The 21,193-nt window shown below is 73.4% G+C and carries 15 protein-coding genes; 9 read left to right on the plus strand and 6 right to left on the minus strand.

The window, feature by feature from the left end; all coding sequences use genetic code 11:
- Nucleotides 1–19: 19 nt before the first annotated feature.
- Nucleotides 20–499: a metallopeptidase family protein gene (locus tag ACTVZO_RS17355; RefSeq protein ID WP_443299242.1), complete on the plus strand. Its 480-nt coding sequence runs from the start codon at nt 20–22 to the stop codon at nt 497–499.
- Between the two features lie 62 nt (nt 500–561).
- Here the strand turns inward: ACTVZO_RS17355 and ACTVZO_RS17360 are convergent, their stop codons facing one another.
- From ACTVZO_RS17360 to ACTVZO_RS17370, 3 genes are all read right to left on the minus strand, one after another.
- Nucleotides 562–2,049 carry a DUF5719 family protein gene (locus ACTVZO_RS17360; RefSeq protein WP_443299243.1) on the minus strand — a complete coding sequence of 496 codons (1,488 nt, stop codon included), beginning with the start codon at nt 2,047–2,049 and terminating at the stop codon, nt 562–564.
- Nucleotides 2,046–5,675 (minus strand): glycosyltransferase family 2 protein, encoded by a 3,630-nt coding sequence (locus tag ACTVZO_RS17365; RefSeq protein WP_443299244.1) that lies wholly within the window; start codon nt 5,673–5,675, stop codon nt 2,046–2,048. Before ACTVZO_RS17365 ends, ACTVZO_RS17360 begins: the two co-directional genes overlap by 4 nt.
- Before the next feature lie 279 nt (nt 5,676–5,954).
- Nucleotides 5,955–6,218, minus strand: coding sequence for a WhiB family transcriptional regulator (locus ACTVZO_RS17370; RefSeq protein ID WP_003983763.1), 264 nt, complete (start codon nt 6,216–6,218; stop codon nt 5,955–5,957).
- A 643-nt stretch (nt 6,219–6,861) separates the two neighbouring features.
- Here ACTVZO_RS17370 and ACTVZO_RS17375 point away from each other — a divergent pair.
- From ACTVZO_RS17375 to ACTVZO_RS17385, 3 genes are all read left to right on the plus strand, one after another.
- Nucleotides 6,862–7,356 (plus strand): cysteine dioxygenase, encoded by a 495-nt coding sequence (locus ACTVZO_RS17375; RefSeq protein ID WP_443303201.1) that lies wholly within the window; start codon nt 6,862–6,864, stop codon nt 7,354–7,356.
- 80 nt (nt 7,357–7,436) lie between these two features.
- Nucleotides 7,437–8,396, plus strand: a complete 960-nt coding sequence (gene cofD, locus ACTVZO_RS17380) for a 2-phospho-L-lactate transferase (RefSeq protein WP_443299245.1) — start codon at nt 7,437–7,439, stop codon at nt 8,394–8,396.
- Nucleotides 8,393–9,712: a coenzyme F420-0:L-glutamate ligase gene (locus tag ACTVZO_RS17385; RefSeq protein ID WP_443299246.1), complete on the plus strand. Its 1,320-nt coding sequence runs from the start codon at nt 8,393–8,395 to the stop codon at nt 9,710–9,712. The genes cofD and ACTVZO_RS17385 overlap by 4 nt, the downstream gene beginning before the upstream one ends.
- A gap of 21 nt (nt 9,713–9,733) precedes the next feature.
- On the opposite strand, the gene ACTVZO_RS17390 is transcribed toward ACTVZO_RS17385, so the two are convergent.
- Both ACTVZO_RS17390 and ACTVZO_RS17395 read right to left on the minus strand, forming a co-directional pair.
- The gene (locus ACTVZO_RS17390) at nt 9,734–10,732 is read right to left on the minus strand and encodes a DNA-3-methyladenine glycosylase family protein (protein WP_443299247.1); all 999 of its coding nucleotides are present in this window, start codon (nt 10,730–10,732) and stop codon (nt 9,734–9,736) included.
- Nucleotides 10,733–10,939: 207 nt separating this feature from the next.
- A complete protein-coding gene (locus ACTVZO_RS17395) occupies nt 10,940–12,331 on the minus strand; it encodes a peptidoglycan recognition protein family protein (RefSeq protein WP_443299248.1) in 1,392 nt (463 codons plus the stop codon).
- Nucleotides 12,332–12,471: 140 nt separating this feature from the next.
- Here ACTVZO_RS17395 and ACTVZO_RS17400 point away from each other — a divergent pair, with 140 nt between their 5' ends.
- The 4 genes from ACTVZO_RS17400 (at nt 12,472) to ACTVZO_RS17415 (ending at nt 18,385) form a co-directional block, all read left to right on the plus strand.
- Nucleotides 12,472–13,221: a TIGR03089 family protein gene (locus ACTVZO_RS17400; protein WP_443299249.1), complete on the plus strand. Its 750-nt coding sequence runs from the start codon at nt 12,472–12,474 to the stop codon at nt 13,219–13,221.
- A gap of 175 nt (nt 13,222–13,396) precedes the next feature.
- Entirely contained in the window at nt 13,397–14,650 is a 1,254-nt protein-coding gene (locus ACTVZO_RS17405) for an LCP family protein (protein WP_443299250.1), read from the plus strand.
- A 223-nt stretch (nt 14,651–14,873) separates the two neighbouring features.
- Nucleotides 14,874–16,610, plus strand: a complete 1,737-nt coding sequence (locus ACTVZO_RS17410) for an LCP family protein (RefSeq protein ID WP_443299251.1) — start codon at nt 14,874–14,876, stop codon at nt 16,608–16,610.
- Between the two features lie 62 nt (nt 16,611–16,672).
- Complete coding sequence (locus ACTVZO_RS17415; protein WP_443299252.1) at nt 16,673–18,385, plus strand: LCP family glycopolymer transferase; 1,713 nt, start codon at nt 16,673–16,675, stop codon at nt 18,383–18,385.
- 82 nt (nt 18,386–18,467) lie between these two features.
- Here ACTVZO_RS17415 and ACTVZO_RS17420 read toward each other — a convergent pair whose 3' ends face one another.
- Complete coding sequence (locus ACTVZO_RS17420; RefSeq protein WP_443299253.1) at nt 18,468–19,493, minus strand: glycosyltransferase family 2 protein; 1,026 nt, start codon at nt 19,491–19,493, stop codon at nt 18,468–18,470.
- Nucleotides 19,494–19,658: 165 nt separating this feature from the next.
- On the opposite strand from ACTVZO_RS17420, the gene ACTVZO_RS17425 reads away from it, so the two are divergent.
- Nucleotides 19,659–21,158, plus strand: a complete 1,500-nt coding sequence (locus ACTVZO_RS17425; RefSeq protein ID WP_443299254.1) for an LCP family protein — start codon at nt 19,659–19,661, stop codon at nt 21,156–21,158.
- Nucleotides 21,159–21,193: the final 35 nt, after the last annotated feature.

Genomic DNA, 21,193 nt, shown 5'->3' on the forward strand with positions numbered 1-21,193 from the left:
CGAGAGCTACCCTGCGGGGGTGACCGACAGCCCGCTGCCTCCCCGTCCTGCCCAGCCCCCGGCCGGGGCCCCAGCCGAGCCCCGTCCGCGCCGCCGGGACCGGCACGGGCGCGGGATGCGCGGGCCGGTGGCGCCCCCTCAGGTGCCGCTGTCGGCGAGCAGGTCGGAGCTGTTCGGGGACCTCGTACGGGACTCCGTGGAGCGGCTGGAGCGGCGCTGGCCGCAGCTGGCCGAGGTGGAGTTCCTCGTCGGTGACGTACCGGGACCGCCGGGCGGACCGGACGCCGGATGGAACGACGAGGCGGTGCCGCTGGGCGGGGTCTCGGAGCCGCGCGAGGGCCGGCCGGCCCGGATCGTGGTCTTCCGCCGGCCGGTGGAGATCCGTACGAAAACGCGCGACGAGAAGGCGCTGCTGGTCCACGAGATCGTCGTGGAGCAGGTGGCGGAGCTGCTGGGGCTGTCCCCGGAGACGGTGGACCCGCGCTACGGGCAGGACTGAGCGGGGCGCGGGCACCGTCTCCTTCGGACTTCTTCGGACTTCTTCGGACTTCTTCGGACGCGCTACCTCGTCAGGACCGAGAGGTCCTCGACGGCCCTGGGGACCGCGACCGTGGAGTGGTCGTCGGACAGGGTCTGGACGGTGAACATCGCGGTGCCCTCGTGCGGCAGGTTCAGGGTGCGGGCCGCGTGGACCGGGCCGCCCGAGAGGGTCTCGACGGTGAGGGCGTAGGAGCCCTTGCCGCCCGCCGGGGCGGCGGCCACCACTTGCGTGGTGCCCGCCTTGACGGTCACCTCCTGGGAGGCCGCCTCCCCGCCTCCGGTACCCGGCGAGGCCGTCACCTTGACCTTGGCGTCCTCGTCCCCCGGGACCGTCAGGGACAGGACGGTCGCGTTCTCCTCGGGCCGGTTGTCGGCCACCGTCGCCCGCGTGCCCACCGGCCCGGTGGCCTGGACGAAGCCCAGTTCCTGCTTGGCCCCCGTGCCGCGCACCACCCGTACCGCCGCGACGACCGGGGCGGCCTTCTTGGGGTCGGCCGGGGTGAGCAGGAGTGAGCCCGGCTCGCCGCGGGTCACGTCCTTGAGGTCGACGCTCGCGGTCATACCGGCCTTGACGTGCAGCTGTTCGTTGCCCGCCGGGGAGATGGGCCCGTTCGGGGCGGCCAGCCGGATCTTCAGGTCCGCGTCCTCGTCGCCGGGTACGAAGGCCACCAGCCGTACGGAGACCGCGTCGGCCGGGATGCCGGGCAGGACCAGGGAGCCCGCCGGGTCCGTGGCGGCCGGCAGCCAGTCGGAGCCGACCCCCTCCTCGGCGACCTGGACCGAGGCGCCGACCCGGCCCGCCCGGGTCGTCACGTGGGCGGTGGCGTCCGCGAGCTGGCTGCCGGGGATCAGCGAGGAGAGCAGGACCGACTTGCTCGACTTGGGGTCGATCCGGATGTTCTCGCTGGTGCCCGCGTCGGGCTTGGCCGCTCCGTCCGGGCCGAAGAGCTTGATGTCGACGACGGCCGCCGCGTCGTCGGGGTTGGTGAGGTGCAGGTAGTCCTCGCGGCCCTTGGCGGTGCTCACGGCGGGGAACCAGAAGTCGGTGCCCGGCGCGGTGCAGGAGGCGCCGAGGACGCCCCGTGCCCGGCCGACGGAGACCTTGGTGGTCAGCTGCGCGGACCAGCCGGGGGCGAGGACCCCGTCGGCGCTGCCCGTGAGCGCCGGGGCGTCGGCGCCGGAGGCGGTGGCCCCGAAGGGCTTGCCCACCTCCTTGGGCTCCAGCACCGGCTTGGCGTCCTTGGTGGCGCCGAGCAGCCGGGCCGAGCCCTTGCCCTCGGCGGACGCGGCCGCGCCCGGGGTGACCGCGGTGTACGTGGTGTCCGCGATGTCCGAGGAGCTGGGCGCCGGGCAGACCAGGAGGGACCGTTCCACGGGCATCCGGGCGGCGGCGGGGGCCTCGTCCCCGGACGCCGTGCCCCCGGCGGGGGCGGTGAGGGCGGCGACGCCCGTGACGGCGGCCAGCGCCGCGGCCACGGCCGCCAGCGTGAGGGGTGCGCGCTGCTTCACTGCTGGGGGCTCCCGTCCGGGCGCGGGTCGTACTGGGCTTGGCCGTCGTGGCCGGTGTGGGGGTCGTACGGCGGGTACGGCTCGTACGGGTAGGGGTACTGCTCCTGCGCCTGCTGCTGCGGGTACGGGTACTGCTGCTCGTACTCCCCGGGCTGCGCGTAGGGCTGCTGCGGGGGTTGCTGCGGCTGCGGTTCGTAGGCGTAGCCGCTCTGGTCCGGGTAGGCCTGGTAGGCGTACTCCCCCGGGCTCCCTCCGGCGGCGCCCGCGTCCTCCCCGTACACCGGCTGCGCCGGGATGTGCGCGTACGGGTCGGCGGCGACCGCGGCTTCCACCGGGGCGGCGGGCGCCTGCTCGGCCTCGGCGCGGAGGCGGCGGGCGCGGCGGCCCTCGCCGGCCTCGCCCGGGCCGGGCTGGGCCGGGACGGCGGCCTCGTCCTCGGGGAGGTCGTCGTCGAGCTGTTCGCGGCGGCCGGGCAGGGCCATCACGAGCAGCACCAGGGCGAGGAGTCCCTGGGCCCACAGCCAGCCGGTCCGCAGGAGGGAGTCCTCGTGGACGAGGTCGAGGCGGCCGCCCGCGGCGGGCAGTTCGAAGCCCTGCGCCCAGCCGTCGAGGGTCTTCGGCTTGAGGGGCTTGCCGTCGAGGGTGGCCTGCCAGGCGGAGTCGGCGCGGTCGGCGATGCGCAGGACGCGGCCCGCCTCGCCGTCCGGGATCTTGCCGTGGGCCTCGACGGGGCCGGCGGCGACGGGGATCGGGGCCTCGCCCTGCTTGCCGGAGACGATGACGGCCCGCGGCAGCCAGGGTTCGACGCCCCACAGCGCCGTGCCGTCCTGCTGGTGGCGGCGGCTGAGGCCGGGGGTGGCGTCGAGGACGCGGCGGATCTCCTCGGGGCCGCCGGGGCGGAACATGACGAAGCGGATGGCGTAGGCGCTGAGCTGGCTGGACTGGTCCGCTCCGGAGCCTGCGACGAGGTTGGAGACCACCTTGTCGAGGCGGGGGTCGCTGCCGGTGCGGGCGGCGGTCTCGGCGTCGCCGAGGCGGCCGCCGGAGCCGCGGACGAGGCTGTAGGAGACGGTGGACGGCGCGTCCAGGTCGAGGATCAGGGTGCGGGTCTGGTTGTCGTCCCCGCCGGCGTCGGCGACGAAGGCGGGCACCTGTACGGGGTCGCGGCGTTGGAGGGGGCCGTCGGCGCCGGCCACGAGCCAGGCGGCCGCGGCGATCAGCGGTCCGGCGGCGGCGGCGAGGGCGATCAGCGCGGCGAGCGGCTGGCGCCAGCCGAAGCTGCGGGCGGCGACGCGCTCCTTGGCTCCGTCGGCGCCGAGGGCGGCGGCCGCCAGCAGGGCGAGGCCGTAGACGAGGGTGGCCGGTCCGGCCCACCCGCCGCGGTTCAGGAGGACCGCGAGGAGCAGGGCGGTGAGGGCGGCGGCCCAGGCGGTGCGGACGGCGAACTGCCGGTCGGTGCGCAGCAGGGCGGCGAGCGCGGCCAGGACGATGCCGAGGAGCAGCAGCCCGCCGGCGGCGCCGGGGCCGCCGGGGCTGATGCCGAGCAGGTCGAGGGCGGAGGCGGAGCCGGTCGCGTCGGGTAGTCCGGCCTCGCGCAGGAAGCGGCCGGGGTCCGTGAGCAGCCCCACCGACCAGGGTGCGAGGACGAGGAGCGGGACGGCGAGGGTGGCGAGGAACCGCGGTCCGTACGCCTTCCACTGGGTGCGGTGGACGACGAGCGCGCCGGCCCCGAGGACGGCGGCGAGCGGCCAGACGACCGGGGTGAAGGCGGTGGCCAGGGTCAGCAGCAGGGTGTACGTCCACACGGCGCGCCAGCTGCCGCGCTCGCTGTCGGCGAGGCCGAAGGCGGCGACGGCGGAGCGGGCGATCAGGGGCAGCAGGACGGCGAGGACGGCGGTGCCGAGGCGGCCCCCGGCGAGGGCTCCGGTGACGGCGGGCAGGAAGGCGTAGGCGATCGCGGCCCAGGCGCGCAGCAGCCGGGATTCGACGAGGGGCCGGGAGGCGAAGTACGCGGTGAGTCCGGCGAGCGGTACGGAGCCGACGAGCAGCAGGGTCAGGGCGGCGTGGGTGGAGCCGAGGAGGAGGGTGCCGAAGGCGCCGAGGACGGCCAGGTAGGGCGGTGCGCCGACGGTGGAGCCGGTGGAGACGGCCTGCCAGCCGTCGGTGTAGGCGCGCCAGAGGGCGGGGCCGCTGTCGGGGGCGGGGAGCAGGGCTCCGCCCATCAGGGTGCCGCCGCCGATCAGGGAGCGGCAGGCGGCGAGGGAGACGAGCAGGAGGAGGCCGAAGAGGACGGGGGCGGGGTTGCGGGCGATCCGCTTGAGGCGCGCGAAGCGCTCCTCGGCCACCGGGTAGTCGCCCTCCTCGCCGGGGGCGGTGAGGATGCTGCCGCCGCCGTGCCGGCCGGCGGGGGCGGGGTCGGCGGCCCGGGCGTCGCCGAAGTATCCGGCGAGCTGTTCGGCGTTGGCCCGCAGGGAGGCGCCGGGCGGCGGGAAGAGCGGGCGCAGGTCGGCCGCGGGCACGGCGGGGCGTCGGCGGGCCTTGCGGGCGGCGAGGATCCGGCCGGGGCGGAGCAGGGTGGCCAGCAGGCCGGTGAACTCGTCGACGGCCTGGCCGGGGGCCTTGCCGACGAGGTAGGCGAGGGTGCGCAGCACGGTGCCGAGCAGGACGCGCAGCAGCACGTAGGGCAGGGCGCGGCCGGAGCTGTTGGCGAGGATCGTGTAGACGGCGCCGGCCTTGTCGACGCGGTGCGGGCCGGCGGCCGTACGGCCGGCGCAGTCGACGGTGCGTCGCTCGCGGGCGGAGGCCTCGGCGTGGCGCAGGACGGCGTCGGGGGCGACGAGGACGGTGTGGCCGGCGCTCTGGGCGCGCCAGCAGAGGTCGACGTCGTCGCGCATGAGGGGCAGCCGCTTGTCGAAGCCGCCGAGCTCTTCGTAGACGTCGCGGCGGATCAGCATGCCGGCGGTGGAGACGGAGAGGACGGGGCGGATCTGGTCGTGCTGGCCCTGGTCCTGTTCGCGGCGGTCGAGTCCGGTCCAGCGGCGGCCGCTGCGGGCGATGGTGACGCCGGCTTCGAGGAGCTGCTTCTTGTCGTACCAGCCGCGCAGTTTGGGGCCGATGACGGCGGCGTCGGGGTTCTCGTCGGCGACGCGGAGCAGTTCGGTGAGGGCGTCGGGTTCGGGAGCGCTGTCGTCGTGGAGGAGCCAGAGCCACTGGACGGGTTCGCCGTACGGCAGCTCGGGGAGGTCGTACGTGTCGTCGCGCCAGGTGCGGCTGACGGGATCCCAGCCGCTGGGGCGCTTGAGGTACGGGAGGTCCTCGGGGGTCAGGGTGCCGGCGGTGCGGGCGGCTTCGTCGACGGCGGTGCCGAATCCGGTGCGGCGGGCGAGGTGCAGGACGCGGTCGTCGCCGAAGGCCTCGGTGAGGAGCCGCGCGGACTCGTCGGCGCTGCCGGTGTCGGCGGCCATGTGGTTCTGCGCGGGGCGTTCCTGGCCGAGGAGGCCGGCGAGGGTCCGGGGCAGCCAGCGGGCGCCGTCGTGGGCGACGAGGACCGCGGTGACGACGTGCCGTGGGAACTCGGGGGTGGCGGGGGCCTGGTGGGAGGCCGCCGACTGGCTGTGCAGGGACATCGCGCTACTGGCCCTCCGGCCTGGGGGTCCCCCGGGACCGGGTCACGGGGGTGGGTCCGGGGGTGGTGTGCCCTCGGAGGCTGCTGGACAGCGCCCCACCCTAACGGCTGGCAAAGCAGCGGTCCGCCTCCTGCGGGGAAGGTGCAGGAGGCGGACCGTTTGCCGTGCTCTTCGCTGTGCTGCCTGTGGTGCTGTTTGCCGTGATTTGCGGTGTCGGCCGCGCAGTTCGATATGTCGTGCGATGTGCGGTGGGTATCCGGCCGAAGGGCCCGGGGCGTATCAGACCGCGGCCTTTTTCAGCCGACGGCGCTCACGCTCGGAGAGTCCGCCCCAGATACCGAATCGCTCGTCGTTGGCGAGGGCGTACTCGAGGCATTCGGAGCGGACTTCACAGGCGAGGCAGACCTTCTTGGCCTCGCGGGTGGAGCCGCCCTTCTCGGGAAAGAAGGATTCGGGGTCGGTCTGGGCGCACAGAGCGCGCTCCTGCCATCCGAGCTCCTCGTCCGCCTCCTCGACCAGCAGTTCCTGAAACAGCTCGGTCATGTGCGCCCCTCGCTCTGTCTGTGCGTCCCCGTGGTGATGCCGTTACTGATCGCTACGTAACGACACGAGTGAAATTACAAGTGCGTGGCTCCGGAGCAGTCAAGCCGAGATCTGCTATTGGGCCCCTTATTCACTCTGCGGAACCAAGCGTATGCAGAAAGTGTTCATATCGCCAAAAATCGTGACACATGCCACAGGCGCCCTTCAGGCCACGCCCTTACCGCGATTCACGCGCCACCCGCTCGCCGGGTTGCGATTCGGCCAAAGAAGCGGCGGAGATCACAGTCCGGTCACGAGATGGCGCCCACAGGTTTGGGCGCGGTACAGCGGCACATCCCCCGGCGTGGACTGCACAAACCTTTCTCCGCGCACGGTAACCGGATGAGGTGAAACTTTTCCCCCAAAACGGACATTGGGTTGACAGTCCGACCTCTGACCCGTTCTCCTTGTTCGCATGTCAGCGCCCGCAGTCGCCACCCGGACCCCCATTCGTGGGTTCCTGTGCGCTGCCCAGGTTCGCTGTTGCTGTTGCAGCTGTTGATGCCTCCGGAGCTCCGGCTCCGTCGAGCTCCGGCCGCGCCCCACAGCAACCGCCCGCACCACTGACATCCGTCGAGGACCTCCCACGATGAACAGCACCCCGATCACCGTCGAAAGCGACCTCCAGATCGCCGGCGACATCCTCGCCGTCCAGCACCTCCTGCAGCCCGCCCGCGAACACCCGGCCACCGTCGCCGAGTTCGTCGGGCTCGCCCGCTCCATCGCCGAGGACCGCGCCTCCTGGGAGCACCTCGTCCAGTACGACGCCACCACCCGCTGGTACCACCGGCTGCGCACGGGCCCCGGCTACGAGGTCTGGCTGCTCAGCTGGGTGCCCGGCCAGGGCAGCGGCCTGCACGACCACGGCCCCTCCTCCGGCGTCCTGACCGTCCTCGAGGGAGAGCTCACCGAGCGCAGCCCCCGCGGGCGGCTGACCCTCGGCGCCGGCTCCCAGCGGGTCTTCTCCTCCGGGTACGCGCACGAGGTCGTCAACGACACCCTCGACGGCGCGGTCAGCCTGCACGTCTACTTCCCCGGCCTGACCCGGATGCCGATGCACGGCTGCTCGCCGGCCACGCCGGAGTCCGTACCCGCGTAGCCCGGTCCGCCACCCGGCGGTCACGCCCGTCGCCCGACCACCGCCGCTCCACGACAGCCTTCGGCTGACAGACTGTCCGCATGCGCATTGTTGTTCTGGCCGGCGGTATAGGCGGCGCCCGGTTCCTCCGCGGACTCAAGTCGGCAGTGCCCGACGCGGACATCACGGTCATCGGCAACACCGGTGACGACATTCACCTGTTCGGGCTCAAGGTGTGCCCCGATCTGGACACGGTGATGTACACCCTCGGCGGTGGCATCAACGAGGACCAGGGCTGGGGCCGCACCGACGAGTCCTTCACCGTCAAGGAGGAGCTCGCCGCCTACGGGGTCGGACCGGCCTGGTTCGGCCTCGGCGACCGCGACTTCGCCACCCACATCGTCCGTACCCAGATGCTCGGCGCGGGCTACCCGCTGAGCGCCGTCACCGAGGCCCTGTGCGACCGCTGGCAGCCCGGGGTGCGGCTGCTGCCCATGTCCGACGACCGGGTCGAGACGCACGTCGCGATCACCGACGCGGGCACCGGCGAGCGCCGGGTCATCCACTTCCAGGAGTACTGGGTCCGGCTGCGCGCCGCGGTGGACGCGGAGGCGATCGTGCCCGTCGGGGCCGAGCAGGCCAAGCCGGCGCCGGGCGTACTGGAGGCCATCGCCGCCGCCGACGTGATCGTCTTCCCGCCGTCCAACCCGGTGGTGTCGGTCGGGACGATCCTCGCCGTGCCCGGCATCCGCGACGCCGTGGCCGCCGCACAGGCGCCGGTCGTCGGCCTCTCCCCCATCGTCGGGGGCGCCCCCGTGCGCGGGATGGCCGACAAGGTGCTGGCCGCGGTGGGCGTCGAGTCCACGGCCGCCGCCGTCGCCCTGCACTACGGCACCGAGCTGCTCGACGGCTGGCTGGTGGACACCGCCGACGCGGACGCCGTCGCCGGGGTCGAGGCCGCCGGGATCACCTGCCGCGCCGTGCCGCTCATGATGACGGACCTGGCCGCGACCGCCGGGATGGCCCGGGCCGCACTGGAACTGGCCGAGGCCTCCCGGTGACCGGCCCGGCCGCTCCGGGCGGGCCCGGTCCCTCGTACGAGGTACGGGCCGTCGACGGGATCCCCGAGGTCAGGGCGGGTGACGACCTGGCGAAGCTGATCACGGTGGCCGCGCCCGACCTGCGGAACGGGGACGTCCTGCTGGTCACCTCGAAGATCGTCTCCAAGGCCGAGGGCCGCGTCGTCGAGGCGGACTCGCGCGAGGCCGCCATAGACGCCGAGACCGTACGGGTCGTCGCGCGCCGCGGTTCCCTGCGGATCGTCGAGAACCGGCAGGGGCTGGTGATGGCGGCCGCCGGCGTGGACGCCTCCAACACCGCGCCCGGTACGGTCCTGCTGCTGCCCGAGGACCCCGACGCCTCGGCCGCCGCGATCCGCGAGGGGGTGCGCGACATCCTCTCCGTGGACGTGGGCGTGGTCGTGACGGACACCTTCGGACGGCCGTGGCGCACCGGGCTCACCGACGTGGCGATCGGCTCGGCCGGCGTGCGGGTCCTGGACGACCTGCGCGGGGGCGCGGACACCCACGGCAACCCGCTGAGCGCGACGGTCGTGGCGACCGCGGACGAGCTGGCGGCGGCGGGCGACCTGGTCAAGGGCAAGGCGGCCGGTCTGCCGGTGGCCGTCGTACGCGGTCTGGGGCACCTGCTCGGCGAGGGCACCTCGGCGCGGGACCTGGTGCGCTCCCCGGCCGACGACATGTTCCGGCTGGGCACCTCGGAGGCGGTACGGGAGGCCGTGACGCAGCGCCGTACCGTACGGGCCTTCACCACCGAGCCGGTGGACCCGGGCGCGGTGCGGCGGGCCGTGGCGGCGGCCGTCACGGCCCCGGCTCCGCACCACACGACGCCGTGGCGGTTCGTGCTGCTGGAGTCGGCGGCCTCCCGGCTGGAGCTGCTGGACGCGATGCGCGACGCGTGGGTCGCGGACCTGCGGGCCGACGGCAAGGCGGAGGAGTCCATCGCGAAGCGGGTGCGGCGGGGCGACCTGCTGCGCGCCGCCCCGTACCTGGTGGTGCCCTGTCTGGTGACGGACGGCGCGCACGCCTACGGGGACGCGCGGCGGGACGCCGCCGAGCGGGAGATGTTCGTCGTGGCGATGGGCGCGGGCGTGCAGAACTTCCTGGTCGCGCTGGCCGCGGAGCGGCTGGGCTCGGCGTGGGTGTCCTCGACGATGTTCTGCCGGGACGTGGTGCGCGAGGTGCTGGGGCTGCCCGGCGACTGGGATCCGATGGGCGCGGTGGCGGTGGGCCATCCGGCCGAGGCGCCCCGGGAGCGGCCCGCGCGGTCCGCGGAGGACTTCGTCCGGGTCCGGTAGCCGGGGGCCGCCCGGGCGGAGTCAGAGGCGGCCGATGTCGCTGCGCGGCATGCGCGGTGCGCGGCGGGGCGGGGTGCGGCCCGCGAGGAGGATCAGGCGGGCGGCGCGGTGGCGCTGGCCTGCGTACGGGGCCAGCAGCTCCAGCATGACCGCGTCGTCGGCGTCGCGGTCCCCGGCGAGGGCGTAGCCGATGATCCCGGGCAGGTGGAGGTCGCCGGTGGTCACGGCGTCGGGGTCGCCGTTGCTGCGCTGGAGGGTCTCGGCGGAGGTCCAGGGGCCGATCCCGGGGACGGCCTCCAGCCGGGCGGCGGCCGCGGCGGGCTCCATGGCGGCGGCCTCTTCGATGCGGGGTGCGACGCGGGCGGCCCGGACGATCGTGCCGGAGCGTTTGGCGTCGACCCCGGCCCGGTGCCAATCCCAGGACGGGATCAGGGCCCAGGTGCGGGCGGCGGGCATCACGTACAGGCCGAGGCCGTGCGGGCCGGGCGCGGGCTCGCCGTACTGGCGGACGAGGCGGCGCCAGGAGCGGTACGCCTCGTCGCTGGTGACCTTCTGCTCCAGGACGACCGGGATCAGGGACTCCAGGACCAGCCCGGTGCGGGTGAGGCGCAGGCCGGGGCGGCGGCGGTGGCTGGCGTGCACGAGGCGGTGGCGGGGGACGAAGGCGGCGGGGTCGTCGCCGGAGCCGAGGAGCGCCGGCAGCTGCTCCAGGAGCCAGTCGGCGCCGGGGCCCCAGGCCTCGGCGGCGATCTCGGCGCCGGTCCGGGAGACCCGGAGGGTGGCGGGGCCCTGCGGGGTCTGGCTGGCGCGCCAGACCGAGCCGTCGGGGGTGGTGCGGAAGGTGGGGTCGGCGGGGCCGCGTCTGAGGGGGCCGAGGGTGATGCCGAGGTCGACGGGGCCGTCGGGGGTCCAGCGGCGGGCCTTGGCGCCGGCCCCTGCCGGGCGGGGCGTGCCGTCGGGTACGGGGGTGCGGCCGCCGCGCACGGTGGTGCGGTTGAGTGGGTCGAAGCGGGCGGCCATGTACTGAGCGTAGCCCTGCCGGGGGCTTGGCAGGGGGCTTGGGCGGGGGGGGCTCCGGCGGGGGCCGCCGGGCTGGTGCGGGTCAGGGGTTCGGGGCTCCGCCCCGGACCCCGCGCCTCAAACGCCGGCGGGGCTGGATGTGCCCGGCGGGGGCTGGATCGCGCGGCCTGGGTCCCCCGGACGGGGCCGGGGGACCCGGGCCGGGGGCTACGGGCGGCCTTGGAGTTTGGCTGACGAGGTGCGGGTCGTCGGGAGTTTGCCGTAGAGCTTGGCGCCCGGGCAGGCGGTGGCGAAGCCGTCGCGGTGGCCCGAGATGACGTTCATCGAGACGTTCTTGCCCTTGGGGTAGCGGTTGCCGCCGCCCGAGACCAGGTTCGTCTTCGCGCGCGGGTCGCGGTTGAAGAGGCCGAGTTTCCAGGCCGTGAGGCGGGCGACCGCGTCCGTGGCCGCCGCCGGCGGGTTCGTGGAGGTGAACGTGCCCAGCACCGCGACGCCCATGCTGTTCGTGTTGAAGCCCATGGTGTGCGCGCCGAGCACCGCCTTGGAGACCCCGCCCGCGCGGCCCTCGTACACCGTGCCGCACTTGTCGACGGCGAAGTTGTAGCCGAAGTCCCGCCAGCCGCTGCTGACCACGTGGTAGCGGTACAGGCTGCGCAGGACCGCCGGGGCGTCCTTGCAGGCGTAGTTGTTGCCGGAGGCGCTGTGGTGGACGAACGCCGCCTTGACCGTGGTCGTGTAGACGAAGCCCGACTCGCGCAGGGACTCGTCCGCGCCCCATCCCTTGCGGGTGACGATCCGCGGGCGCGGGCCGATGTACGGGGCGGCGGCCGCGCTCAGCTCGCCGTCGCTCGCGAAGACCGCGTCGGCGGTGGAGTCGGCCTTGTCGAGTTCGGTGATCTCGTTGGCGCCCAGTTCCGCGTGCGGGAGGTTCGCGGCGGAGGACTCCGCCATCTCCATCGTCATGCCGGGCACCACCACCTCGCCCTTGTCGTCGCCTTCGGGACCGCTGTTCTTGCCGTCCGACCCGGTGGCGGGGGTTTCCGTACCCGGGTCGACGAGTTCGATGCGCATGCCCGTGGGCAGCCGGGAGGGGGCTCGGCTGGAGGAGGCGCCGGGCTCGGCCTGGACCCGGACCTCCACGCCGTCGGACTCGCCGACCCACAGCGGGGCGGTGGCGCCGCGGACCCGGCCGGAGCCGCGTTCCACCGCGTCGGGGTCGGCCGCGTGCTCGCTGTTGTGGGTCTCGACGTCCTGCCAGTCGGACCAGGTCGCGGTCTTCGCGGAGCGGGTGCGGACCTGGACCTTGCCGTGCAGCTGGGTGGTGACGTCGTCCCAGACCACGCCGACCAGCGAGAAGGTCTTGACCTCGTGGGCGGTCAGGCCCTGCGTCTCGGGCAGGGTGCCCGGCGAGGCGCTCATTCCGGGGACGCCGGGCGTCCGGGTCGCCGCGGGTCCCAGCGGGACGAGCGGCAGGGATTGGGTGGAACCGGCGGGGGCTACGGGGGCGGACTCCGCCAGGGCCGCGGTGGGGAACGTGACGGGCAGGGCCAGTACGGCGGCGGTCGCGACGCCGATCGAGGAAGCAAGGAATCCACGCATGAAAAGGATGGTGAGCACCCGCACCGGCGGGCGCCATCCGAGAACTGACGGCCCGTCCGGCCCGCCCCCGCACACCCCTCCCCCGTACGGCGGAGCAGCGGGCCGCCGTACGGGGGACGGCCCCGCGTACCCTGTGCCGGGTGAACGCCACTGACCGCACCCCTGCCGACCTGCTGCGATCCGCGCTCGCCGCCGATCCGGGCCGCCCGCTCGTCACCTTCTACGACGACGCCACGGGCGAGCGCGTGGAATTGTCCGTCGCCACCTTCGCCAATTGGGTGGCCAAGACCTCCAATCTGCTCCAGGGCGACCTGGGCGCCGAGCCCGGGGACCGGCTCGCGCTGATGCTCCCCGCGCACTGGCAGAGCGCCGTCTGGCTGCTCGCCTGCGCTTCGGTCGGGGTCGTCGCCGAGGTCGGCGGGGATCCGGCCGGTGCCGATCTCGTCGTCAGCGGGCCGGACTCGCTGGACGAGGCCCGGGCCTGTTCCGGTGAGCGGGTGGCGCTGGCGCTGCGGCCGCTGGGCGGGCGGTTCCCGCAGCCGCCGGCCGGGTTCGCGGACTACGCGGTCGAGGTGCCGGGGCAGGGGGACCGCTTCGCGCCCTTCGTACCGGTGGACCCGCAGGGGCCCGGGCTGGCCGTGGGCGGCGAGGAGCTCTCGTACGCGGAGCTCACGGCGCGGGCCCGCGAGGACGCGGCGAAGCTCGGCCTCGGTGCGGGTTCGCGGGTGCTGACCGGGCTCGGCTACGACACCTGGGACGGCCTCTCGGCCGGGCTGTACGCCGCGCTGGCGTCGGGCGGCTCCGTGGTGCTGTGCCGGAACCTGGACCGGCTGTCGCCGGAGGCACTGGCGCAGCGGGTGGAGAGCGAGCGGGTCACCCACACCCTCTGAGCGGCCCGGAGCTCCGTCACTCAGACTGATTAAATGCAGTAATGGGCGATTTGTCACCCACATGGCCCTAGACACGCCCCTGCCCCCGGGCTGCCCCGGCCACCCGGATGCAGGATCGGCAGTGGCCGTACTCACCCGTACGGCTGTTGTCGGAACGGCGAGGGGATGGACGCCAGTGACGGACAGCGCAGGCATACCGGGCGGGACCGGGACGGAGGCGGGCGGCTCGAAGCCGCCGCGCAGCCGTCGGCGCCGACTGCTGCGCTGGACCGGTCTCGGGGCGGCCTTCCTGGTCCTGGCGGGCTCGGCCGGCGGCTGGTGGATCTACAACAAGCTCGACGGGAACATCACCGAGGACACCTCGGCGGCGGCCGAGCTGCTGCGGTACGAGCGCGACCGTCCCGCGCACTTCGCGAGCGGCGCCCAGAACATCCTGCTGATCGGCTCGGACTCCCGCTCGGGCAAGGACAACGCCCGGTACGGGCAGGACCAGGGCACCGAGCGCTCGGACACCACGATCCTGCTGCACCTGCCCGCGGACCGGCGCAGCGCGACGGCGGTGTCGATACCCCGCGACCTGATGGCGGACATCCCCGAGTGCCTGATGGCCGACGGGAGCCGCACCCGTGAGCGGCGCGCGCAGTTCAACTGGGCGTTCCAGTGGGGCGGGGCCGGCTGCACGATCCGTACGGTCGAGCGGCTCACCGGGATCCGGGTCGACCACCACATGGTGATCGACTTCGACGGCTTCAAGAAGATGGTCGACGCCATCGGCGGGGTGGAGGTCTGCCTCAAGCAGCCGGTCGACGACTCCGAGGCCAAGCTGCGGCTGCCCGCGGGGCGCCAGACCCTCCAGGGCGAACAGGCGCTGGGCTTCGTCCGCGCCCGCTACAGCCTGGGCAACGGCAGCGACACGGAACGGATGGAGCGCCAGCAGCAGTTCCTCGGCTCGCTCGTCAAGAAGGTGCAGAGCAACGGGGTGCTGCTGAACCCGGCCCGCCTGTATCCGCTGCTGGACGCGGCGACCTCGTCGGTGACCACGGACCCGGGGCTGGCGTCGCTGCGCGACCTGTACGAACTCGTGCGGGGGGTTCGGGACATACCGACTGACCAAGTGAAGTTCCTGATAGTTCCCCGCAAACCGTATTGGGCCGACCCGAATCGGGATGAACTCGTGGAGCCCGATGCCTCCCGGCTGTTCCAGCAGCTGCGCACCGACCAGCCGGTGACGGTCGCCCCGCCGAAGCCCGAGACCGGGAACGGCACAGGGGACGGGACCGGAGACGGCACCGGGAACGAGCCGGTGAGCGCCACCGGGTCCGGAGCGCCGCGGGACGGGTCGGGCCGGGACGGCGAGGGAACCACCAGCACCCCCGCACCCGTCCCCACCTTCACCGGGACGACGGCGGGTATCGCCGACTGCCGGTAAAGCAATCCCAAAAGCCGGTGACCGAACCGAACGGGTTGAGAGGTTCGCCCCGTTATAAGGGGAGTGGAATTTGTCACCAGCATGGTTTGCAGCCGAAGCTGGCGGATAAGGTGAGCGATCCGGTGCCCCGCCGGACCAGAGGGCGGGCACCTGCAGCCGGATCGTTGACCGTGCGCCTGGGGGAGGCGCGTCGCGAGGCACCCGACGGAGGATTCGAGCAACCGTGGATGCGCAAAGCCGTGGGCGGGCCGACGAGATCGACCCCGCAGACCAGTGGGTGCTCAATCCCCGCACCGGCAACTACGAACTGCGACTGGGCGACTCCGCAGCGCACCAGCAGGGGCCGGGGGTGGCCGCTCCACGCAGAGCGCCGTCGCCCTCCGCACCCGGCAAGCCCGTCGCACCGTCCCCGGCCGTCCCGAGGCCGCGGCGCGGTGACGGCCCGCCCGGCGGCCGGCGCGGCGGCCGTTCCCGCAAGGGCGGCGGAGGAGGCGGGCGCCGCAAGAAGGCGCTGCTCATCACCAGCGGAACGCTCGCGTTCCTGCTGGTCGGCGGCGCCGCGGCGGCGTACTTCTACTACGACCACCTGAACGGCAACCTCAGCGTCACCGATATCGCGGGCGCGGGCACCGGCGGCTTCAAGAAGGACCAGGCCATCAACATCCTGGTCATCGGCACCGACAAGCGCAGCGGCTCCGGCAACGAGGGCTACGGGGACAAGGACAGCGTCGGCCACGCCGACACCACGATCCTCTTCCACGTCGCCAAGGACCGCTCCAACGCCACCGCGCTGTCCATCCCGCGCGACCTGATCACCGACATCCCGTCCTGCCCGACCAAGCAGCCCGACGGCACGACGAAGGAGATCAAGGGCACGAAGGGCACCCGCTTCAACAACAGCCTGGGCCAGGAGGGCCGCGACGCGGGCTGCACGATGCGCACCGTCAAGGAGCTCACCGGGATAGAGATCGACAACTTCATGATGGTCGACTTCAACGCGGTGAAGACCCTGAGCACGGCCGTCGGCGGGGTGCCCGTCTGCCTGGAGAAGGCCGTCGACGACCAGGACTCCAAGCTCAAGCTGCCGGCGGGCGAGCACCGGCTGGCGGGCGAGGACGCGCTGGCCTTCGTACGGACCCGGCACGCCTTCGGCAACGAGAGCGACCTGGACCGGATCAAGACCCAGCAGCAGTTCCTCGGCTCGATGATGCGCGAGATGAAGTCGAAGGAGACGCTGACCAGCCCGAAGAAGTTCTTCTCGCTCGCGGAGGCGGCCACCAAGTCGCTGACCGTGGACCAGGGACTGGGGTCCATCGACAAACTCACCGATCTCGCGGGTGAGTTGAAGGACATCGACCTCAAGAACGTCACCTTCACGACCATGCCGGTACTCGACAACCCGGCCGAGAAGGTCAAGGCCACCGTCGTGGTGGACAGGAATCTGGCCGAACCGCTGCTGCAGATGATCCGGGGGGACGTCTCGCTCACGGAGGTCGAGAAGAAGGAGCAGGCCGCGCAGGAGGCGGCCGACGCGGACGCCAAGGCCAAGCAGGACGCCCTGCTCCAGGGCAACCGGGCACCGGCGGCGGACGTGCGGGTCGGCGTGTACAACGGCGGCGGGCCCAAGGGCTCCGCCTCCACCACGCTGAACTGGCTCCAGAACACCAAGGGCATGTCCAAGGCCAGCAACCAGGGCAACGCGCCGGCGAAGGTCGGCGCCACGCAGCTGGAGTACGCGCCCAACCAGGCCGACCAGGCCCGGGCGCTGGCCGACGCCCTGGGGCTGCCGGCCACCGCTCTGAAGATGGGGACGGCGGACGCCGCGGCGAAGACGCCGATGAAGCTGACGCTGGGCCCCGACTTCCAGCAGCCGGGTGCCCCGCTGGGGGCTCCGGTTCCGCAGGAGCTGCCCAAGGACGTCCAGCAGGCCCAGGCGGACAAGGCGGTCTGCGCCAAGTAACGGGGCACCGCCGGCGGTGCCAGGCACGGTAACGACCACAGCAGGATCTTGAGGGGGGACATGTGAGGCACAGCAGCGTGCGAGGGGAGGGGACGGCCGCCCCGGACGCCGGGGACATATCCGGCGGCGGAGCGGGCGGGTCCGGCTCGATACCCCCACCGCGGGGCGGCTCCCGGGCCGCCCGGCGGGCGGCCGACCGGTCCACCAGGCGGGGCCGGCGGCGGGTGCTGCGGTGGGTGTCCTCCGTCCTGTCCCTGCTCATACTCGCGACGGCGGCGGGCGGTTACCTCTACTACCGCCACCTGAACGGCAGCATCAAGACGGACGCGCTGAACCTCGGCGAGACCAAACTCGGCGGCTCCAAGCCCAATTCCTTCGGCCAGACCCCCCTCAACATCCTGCTCATCGGCTCCGACGCCCGCGACGACGCGGCGAACCAGGCCCTCGGCGGGGCCACGAACACCTTCGACGGCCCGCCGCTCGCGGACGTGCAGATGCTGCTGCACCTGTCCGCGGACCGCAGCAACATGTCGGTGGTGTCGATGCCGCGCGACACGATGCTGACGATGCCCAAGTGCACCGAGCCGAACGGCAAGGTCCACCCCGCCAGCAAGGGGCTCGTCCAGACCAACGAGTCGCTCCAGCGCGGCGGACCGGGCTGCACAGTCGCCGCCTGGACCGAGCTGACCAAGATCCCCATCGATCACTTCATGATGATCGACTTCAAGGGCGTGGTGTCGATGGCGGACGCCATCGGCGGCGTCCCGGTGTGCGTCGAGCAGAACGTCCACTCCCGCACCCGCGACGGCAAGGGCTCCGGCCTGAAGCTGCCGAAGGGCGAGAGCATCATCCAGGGCGAGACGGCCCTCCAGTGGCTGCGCACCCGCTACGGGTTCGAGGACGGCACCGACATCGCCCGGACCCACGCGCAGCACCAGTACATGAACTCGATGGCCCGCGAGTTCCGCAAGAACGCCAAGCTCACCAACCCGGTGAAGCTGAACAGCCTGGCGCAGGCCGCGATCGAGGCGATGGTCGTGGACACCGGCCTGAACAAGATCGACAAGCTGTACGACCTCAGCATGGAGCTCAAGAAGGTCTCGCCCGGGCGGATCACCATGACCACCATGCCGTGGGTCTACAGCACGCGGCCCGGCATGGACGGGCGGGTCGAGCCGATGCCCAGCGAGGCCGAGGCCCTGTTCCGCATGGTCCGCGAGGACATCGCGCTGGACGGGAAGGGCTCGGGGACCCCGGAAGGCGGCGCCTCCCCCTCGCCGGGCACCTCCCCGGGCACCTCCGCGGGCCCCTCCGCACCGGCCCAGCCGTCCACGGCCCCGTCCACCGCCCCGGCCTCGGCGCCCGCGAAGGTCGCGGTCTCCGTCCGCAACGCCACCGGCGGCAAGGACGGCGCGGAAGCCAAGGTCAAGCTCCGGGCGAACGACGTCGCCTCGCTGCTGAAGGGCAAGGGCTTCACCAAGGCCACCGCCGACACCCAGACCGGCGCCGAGGACACCACGGTGGTCCGCTTCGCCACCGACGCCCAGGCGGCCGACGCCGCCTCCGTCGCGACCGCGCTCGGCCTGCCCGCCACCGCGGTGCAGAAGTCCGCCGAGGTCCCCGGAATCGTCCTGTTCGTCGGCAAGGACTGGCGGTCCGGCGGCGCGCCGACCCCGCCGCCGCCCGCGCCGACCGTGGCCCCGACCTCCGCCCACGCCCTCAACGGCGACAACGACAAGGCCTGCATGCCGGTCCAGGAGGGCTTCACCTGGTAGCGGGTGCGCACGCGTACGCACAAGGGGCCCGGTGCGGCGGCTGTTCGGTTCACAGCCGCCACACCGGGCCCCTTCGTACCGCTCAGACCTGCGACGGGTCCCGGTGCACGGCCGGGCGGCGGGTCGCGATGAGCTTGTTCGCGAGCGAGCGCGGGCTCGTCAGGAAGCCGTAGCCCCAGCACAGGTGCATGGTGGCCAGGGCCAGGGGGATCTGCGCCCGGGCCTTGAGGGAGCGGCCCTTGCCCGCCGGGACGGAGCCCACGGCGATCGCCGCGAGGTAGCCGGCCGGGACGGCGAAGCCGAGCGGGGTGACGGCCGCACCCACGACCACGCCGGCCGCGAGCGCGCAGACCAGGACCGGCGGGGCCAGGTAGCGCAGGTTGATGGAGCCGGAGTGGTAGCGGGCCACGACGTGGCGCCACCGCCCGTAGTCCTTGTACTGCTTGGCCAGGGCCCGCACCGAACGCCGCGGCCGGTACTGGACCTTCAGCTCCGGGGAGAACCAGATCAGGCCGCCGGCCCCGCGGATGCGGAAGTTCAGCTCCCAGTCCTGGGCGCGGATGAACTCCTCGTTGTAGCCGCCCTGCTGCTCCAGCGCCTCGCGGCGGAAGACGCCCAGGTACACGGTCTCGGCCGGTCCCGCCTGGCCTCCGGTGTGGAACGGCGCGTTGCCGACGCCGATCCTCGAGGTCATCGCGGCGGCGACGGCCTCTTCCCAGGCGTTCTCGCCCTCGGCGTGCATGATGCCGCCGACGTTCTGCGCACCGGTCTCCTCCAGGAGGCGCACGGCGGTGGCGATGTAGTTCGGCGAGAGCATGCCGTGGCCGTCGACGCGTACCACGATCGGGTGACGCGAGGCCTTGATGGCGGCGTTGAGCGCGGCCGGGGTCCGGCCCGTGGGGTTCGGAACGGTGTGGACTCGGGAATCCTCGGCGACGAGCTCTGCGGCGATCTCGTCGGTGCGGTCCGTGGACGGCCCCAGCGCGATCACCACCTCCATCTCGCCCGCGTACTCCTGTTCCAGGATGTGGCGGACGGAGTCGCGGAGGTAGTGCTCCTCGTTGAGCACCGGCATGATCACCGAGACTGCGGGCTGCTGGGCGGGCATGTGGTCCTTCAAGGTCGGGTATCGGTGTCACGTTACCGCGTACGGGGGAACCGGGTGCGCGCCGAGTGAGCGGTAAGGACAGAGGCTGATCGTATGGGCCTACTGTTCTGACGAATCAGATCCAGGCCGATCGTTTCCCCTGCTGTCCCCGCGGAGGTGTCCACCGTGCCCCAGCCGCACCGTCCCACCCGTCCCGCCAGGCCGCCCCAGCCACAGCGCGCACGGCGCGGCGGTGCCGGCGGCGGTCCGGCCCGGCCCGGGGGCGACAGACCCCGGTGGGGGGTGCGGATCGCGGCCGGGCTGTCGGTGGTGGTGCTGGGCTGCGGGGCCGTCGGGCACGCCGTGATGACCGGGCTGGACACCGGGATCGAGCGGGTGGACCCGTTCAAGGACATGAAGAACCGCCCGCAGGCCGGGCACGGCCTGAACTTCCTGCTGGTCGGCACCGACGGCCGGGAGAAGATCACGCCGGAGGAGAAGCGCGAGTACCGCCTGGGCGGGGCGCCCTGCCGCTGCACCGACACCATCATGCTCGTCCACCTGTCGGCGGACCGGGAGCGGGCGAGCGTGATCAGCCTGCCCCGCGACAGCTACGCGGAGGTGCCCGCGCACCACGACCTCGTCACCGGGAAGGCGCACAAGGCGCACCCGGTGAAGCTGAACGCCGCCTACGCGGAGGGCGGCCCCAACCTGACCGTGCGGACGGTCGAGAACATGACCCGGGTGAAGATCGACCACTACCTGGAGGTCGACTTCACCAGCTTCATGAAGACGGTCGACGCGATCGGCGGCGTGGACATCTGCACCGCCAAGACCATGCGCGACCCGAACACCGGCCTCGACCTGCTGCCCGGCACCCACCGGCTGACCGGCGGACAGGCCCTGCAGTACGTGCGCTCGCGCCATATCGACGGGGCCTCCGACCTCGGCCGGATGCAGCGCCAGCAGCGGTTCCTCGCCGCCCTGATCAAGCAGGCGACCACCGGCGGGGTGCTGCTCAACCCGGTCAAGTTCAAGCAGGTCAGCTCCACCCTGCTGGGCTCGGTCCGGGCCGACCGGGGCTTCGGCTCGGAGCAGATGCTCGCTCTGGGCCAGGCGATGCGGGACTTCACGCCCTCCTCCTCGGAGTTCGCCTCCGTGCCCGTCGGCGACCCCTCCTTCCGGGTGAAGAGCATCGGCTCCACCGTGAAGTGGGACGAACCGAAGGCCGCCAAGCTCTTCGAGGCGCTCCGCCAGGACCGGCCGCTGGCCACGCCCCGGCCCGGGAACACCGGCGGGCGGGCCGCGGCCGTGCCGGTGGACGTGCCCCCGAAGCAGGTCCGGGTGCAGGTGGAGAACGGCACCCGGATCGACGGACTGGGCGGCCGGGTGGACGCGGCGCTGCGCGCCACCGGCTTCGACACCACCGGGGCCCCGGGCAACGGCGCCGGCCGCGACGTGCGGCGCACGGTGATCACGTACGACCCGCGCTGGGACCGCTCCGCCCGCTCGGTGGCGGCCGCGCTGCCCGGCAGCGAGCTGCGGGCGGTGGCGCGCCAGGGCCGGACCGTGGTGGTGATCGCCGGCTCGGACTACCGCAAGGTGGTGCCGGTCCGGGCGGAGGACCCCTACCAGGGCACCGCCGGGGTGCTGACGGGCGACGAGGTGACCTGCGCGGCGCGCTGAGCCGCGGGCGCGGGCCGGCGGGGCCCGGTGGGCCC

Origin of the sequence: Streptomyces sp. IBSNAI002 (assembly GCF_052244475.1) — a bacterium.
In the GTDB taxonomy this organism is placed as follows: Bacteria; Actinomycetota; Actinomycetes; order Streptomycetales; family Streptomycetaceae; genus Streptomyces.

Bases quoted from the DNA above. Each gene is read 5' to 3' on its own strand.
- ACTVZO_RS17390 (WP_443299247.1), bottom strand. From the start codon at position 10,732: ATGGCCGCCCGCTTCGACCCACTCAACCGCACCACCGTGCGCGGCGGC.
- ACTVZO_RS17395 (WP_443299248.1), bottom strand. From the start codon at position 12,331: ATGCGTGGATTCCTTGCTTCCTCGATCGGCGTCGCGACCGCCGCCGTA.
- ACTVZO_RS17365 (WP_443299244.1), bottom strand. From the start codon at position 5,675: ATGTCCCTGCACAGCCAGTCGGCGGCCTCCCACCAGGCCCCCGCCACC.
- ACTVZO_RS17370 (WP_003983763.1), bottom strand. From the start codon at position 6,218: ATGACCGAGCTGTTTCAGGAACTGCTGGTCGAGGAGGCGGACGAGGAG.
- ACTVZO_RS17420 (WP_443299253.1), bottom strand. From the start codon at position 19,493: ATGCCCGCCCAGCAGCCCGCAGTCTCGGTGATCATGCCGGTGCTCAAC.
- cofD (WP_443299245.1), top strand. From the start codon at position 7,437: ATGCGCATTGTTGTTCTGGCCGGCGGTATAGGCGGCGCCCGGTTCCTC.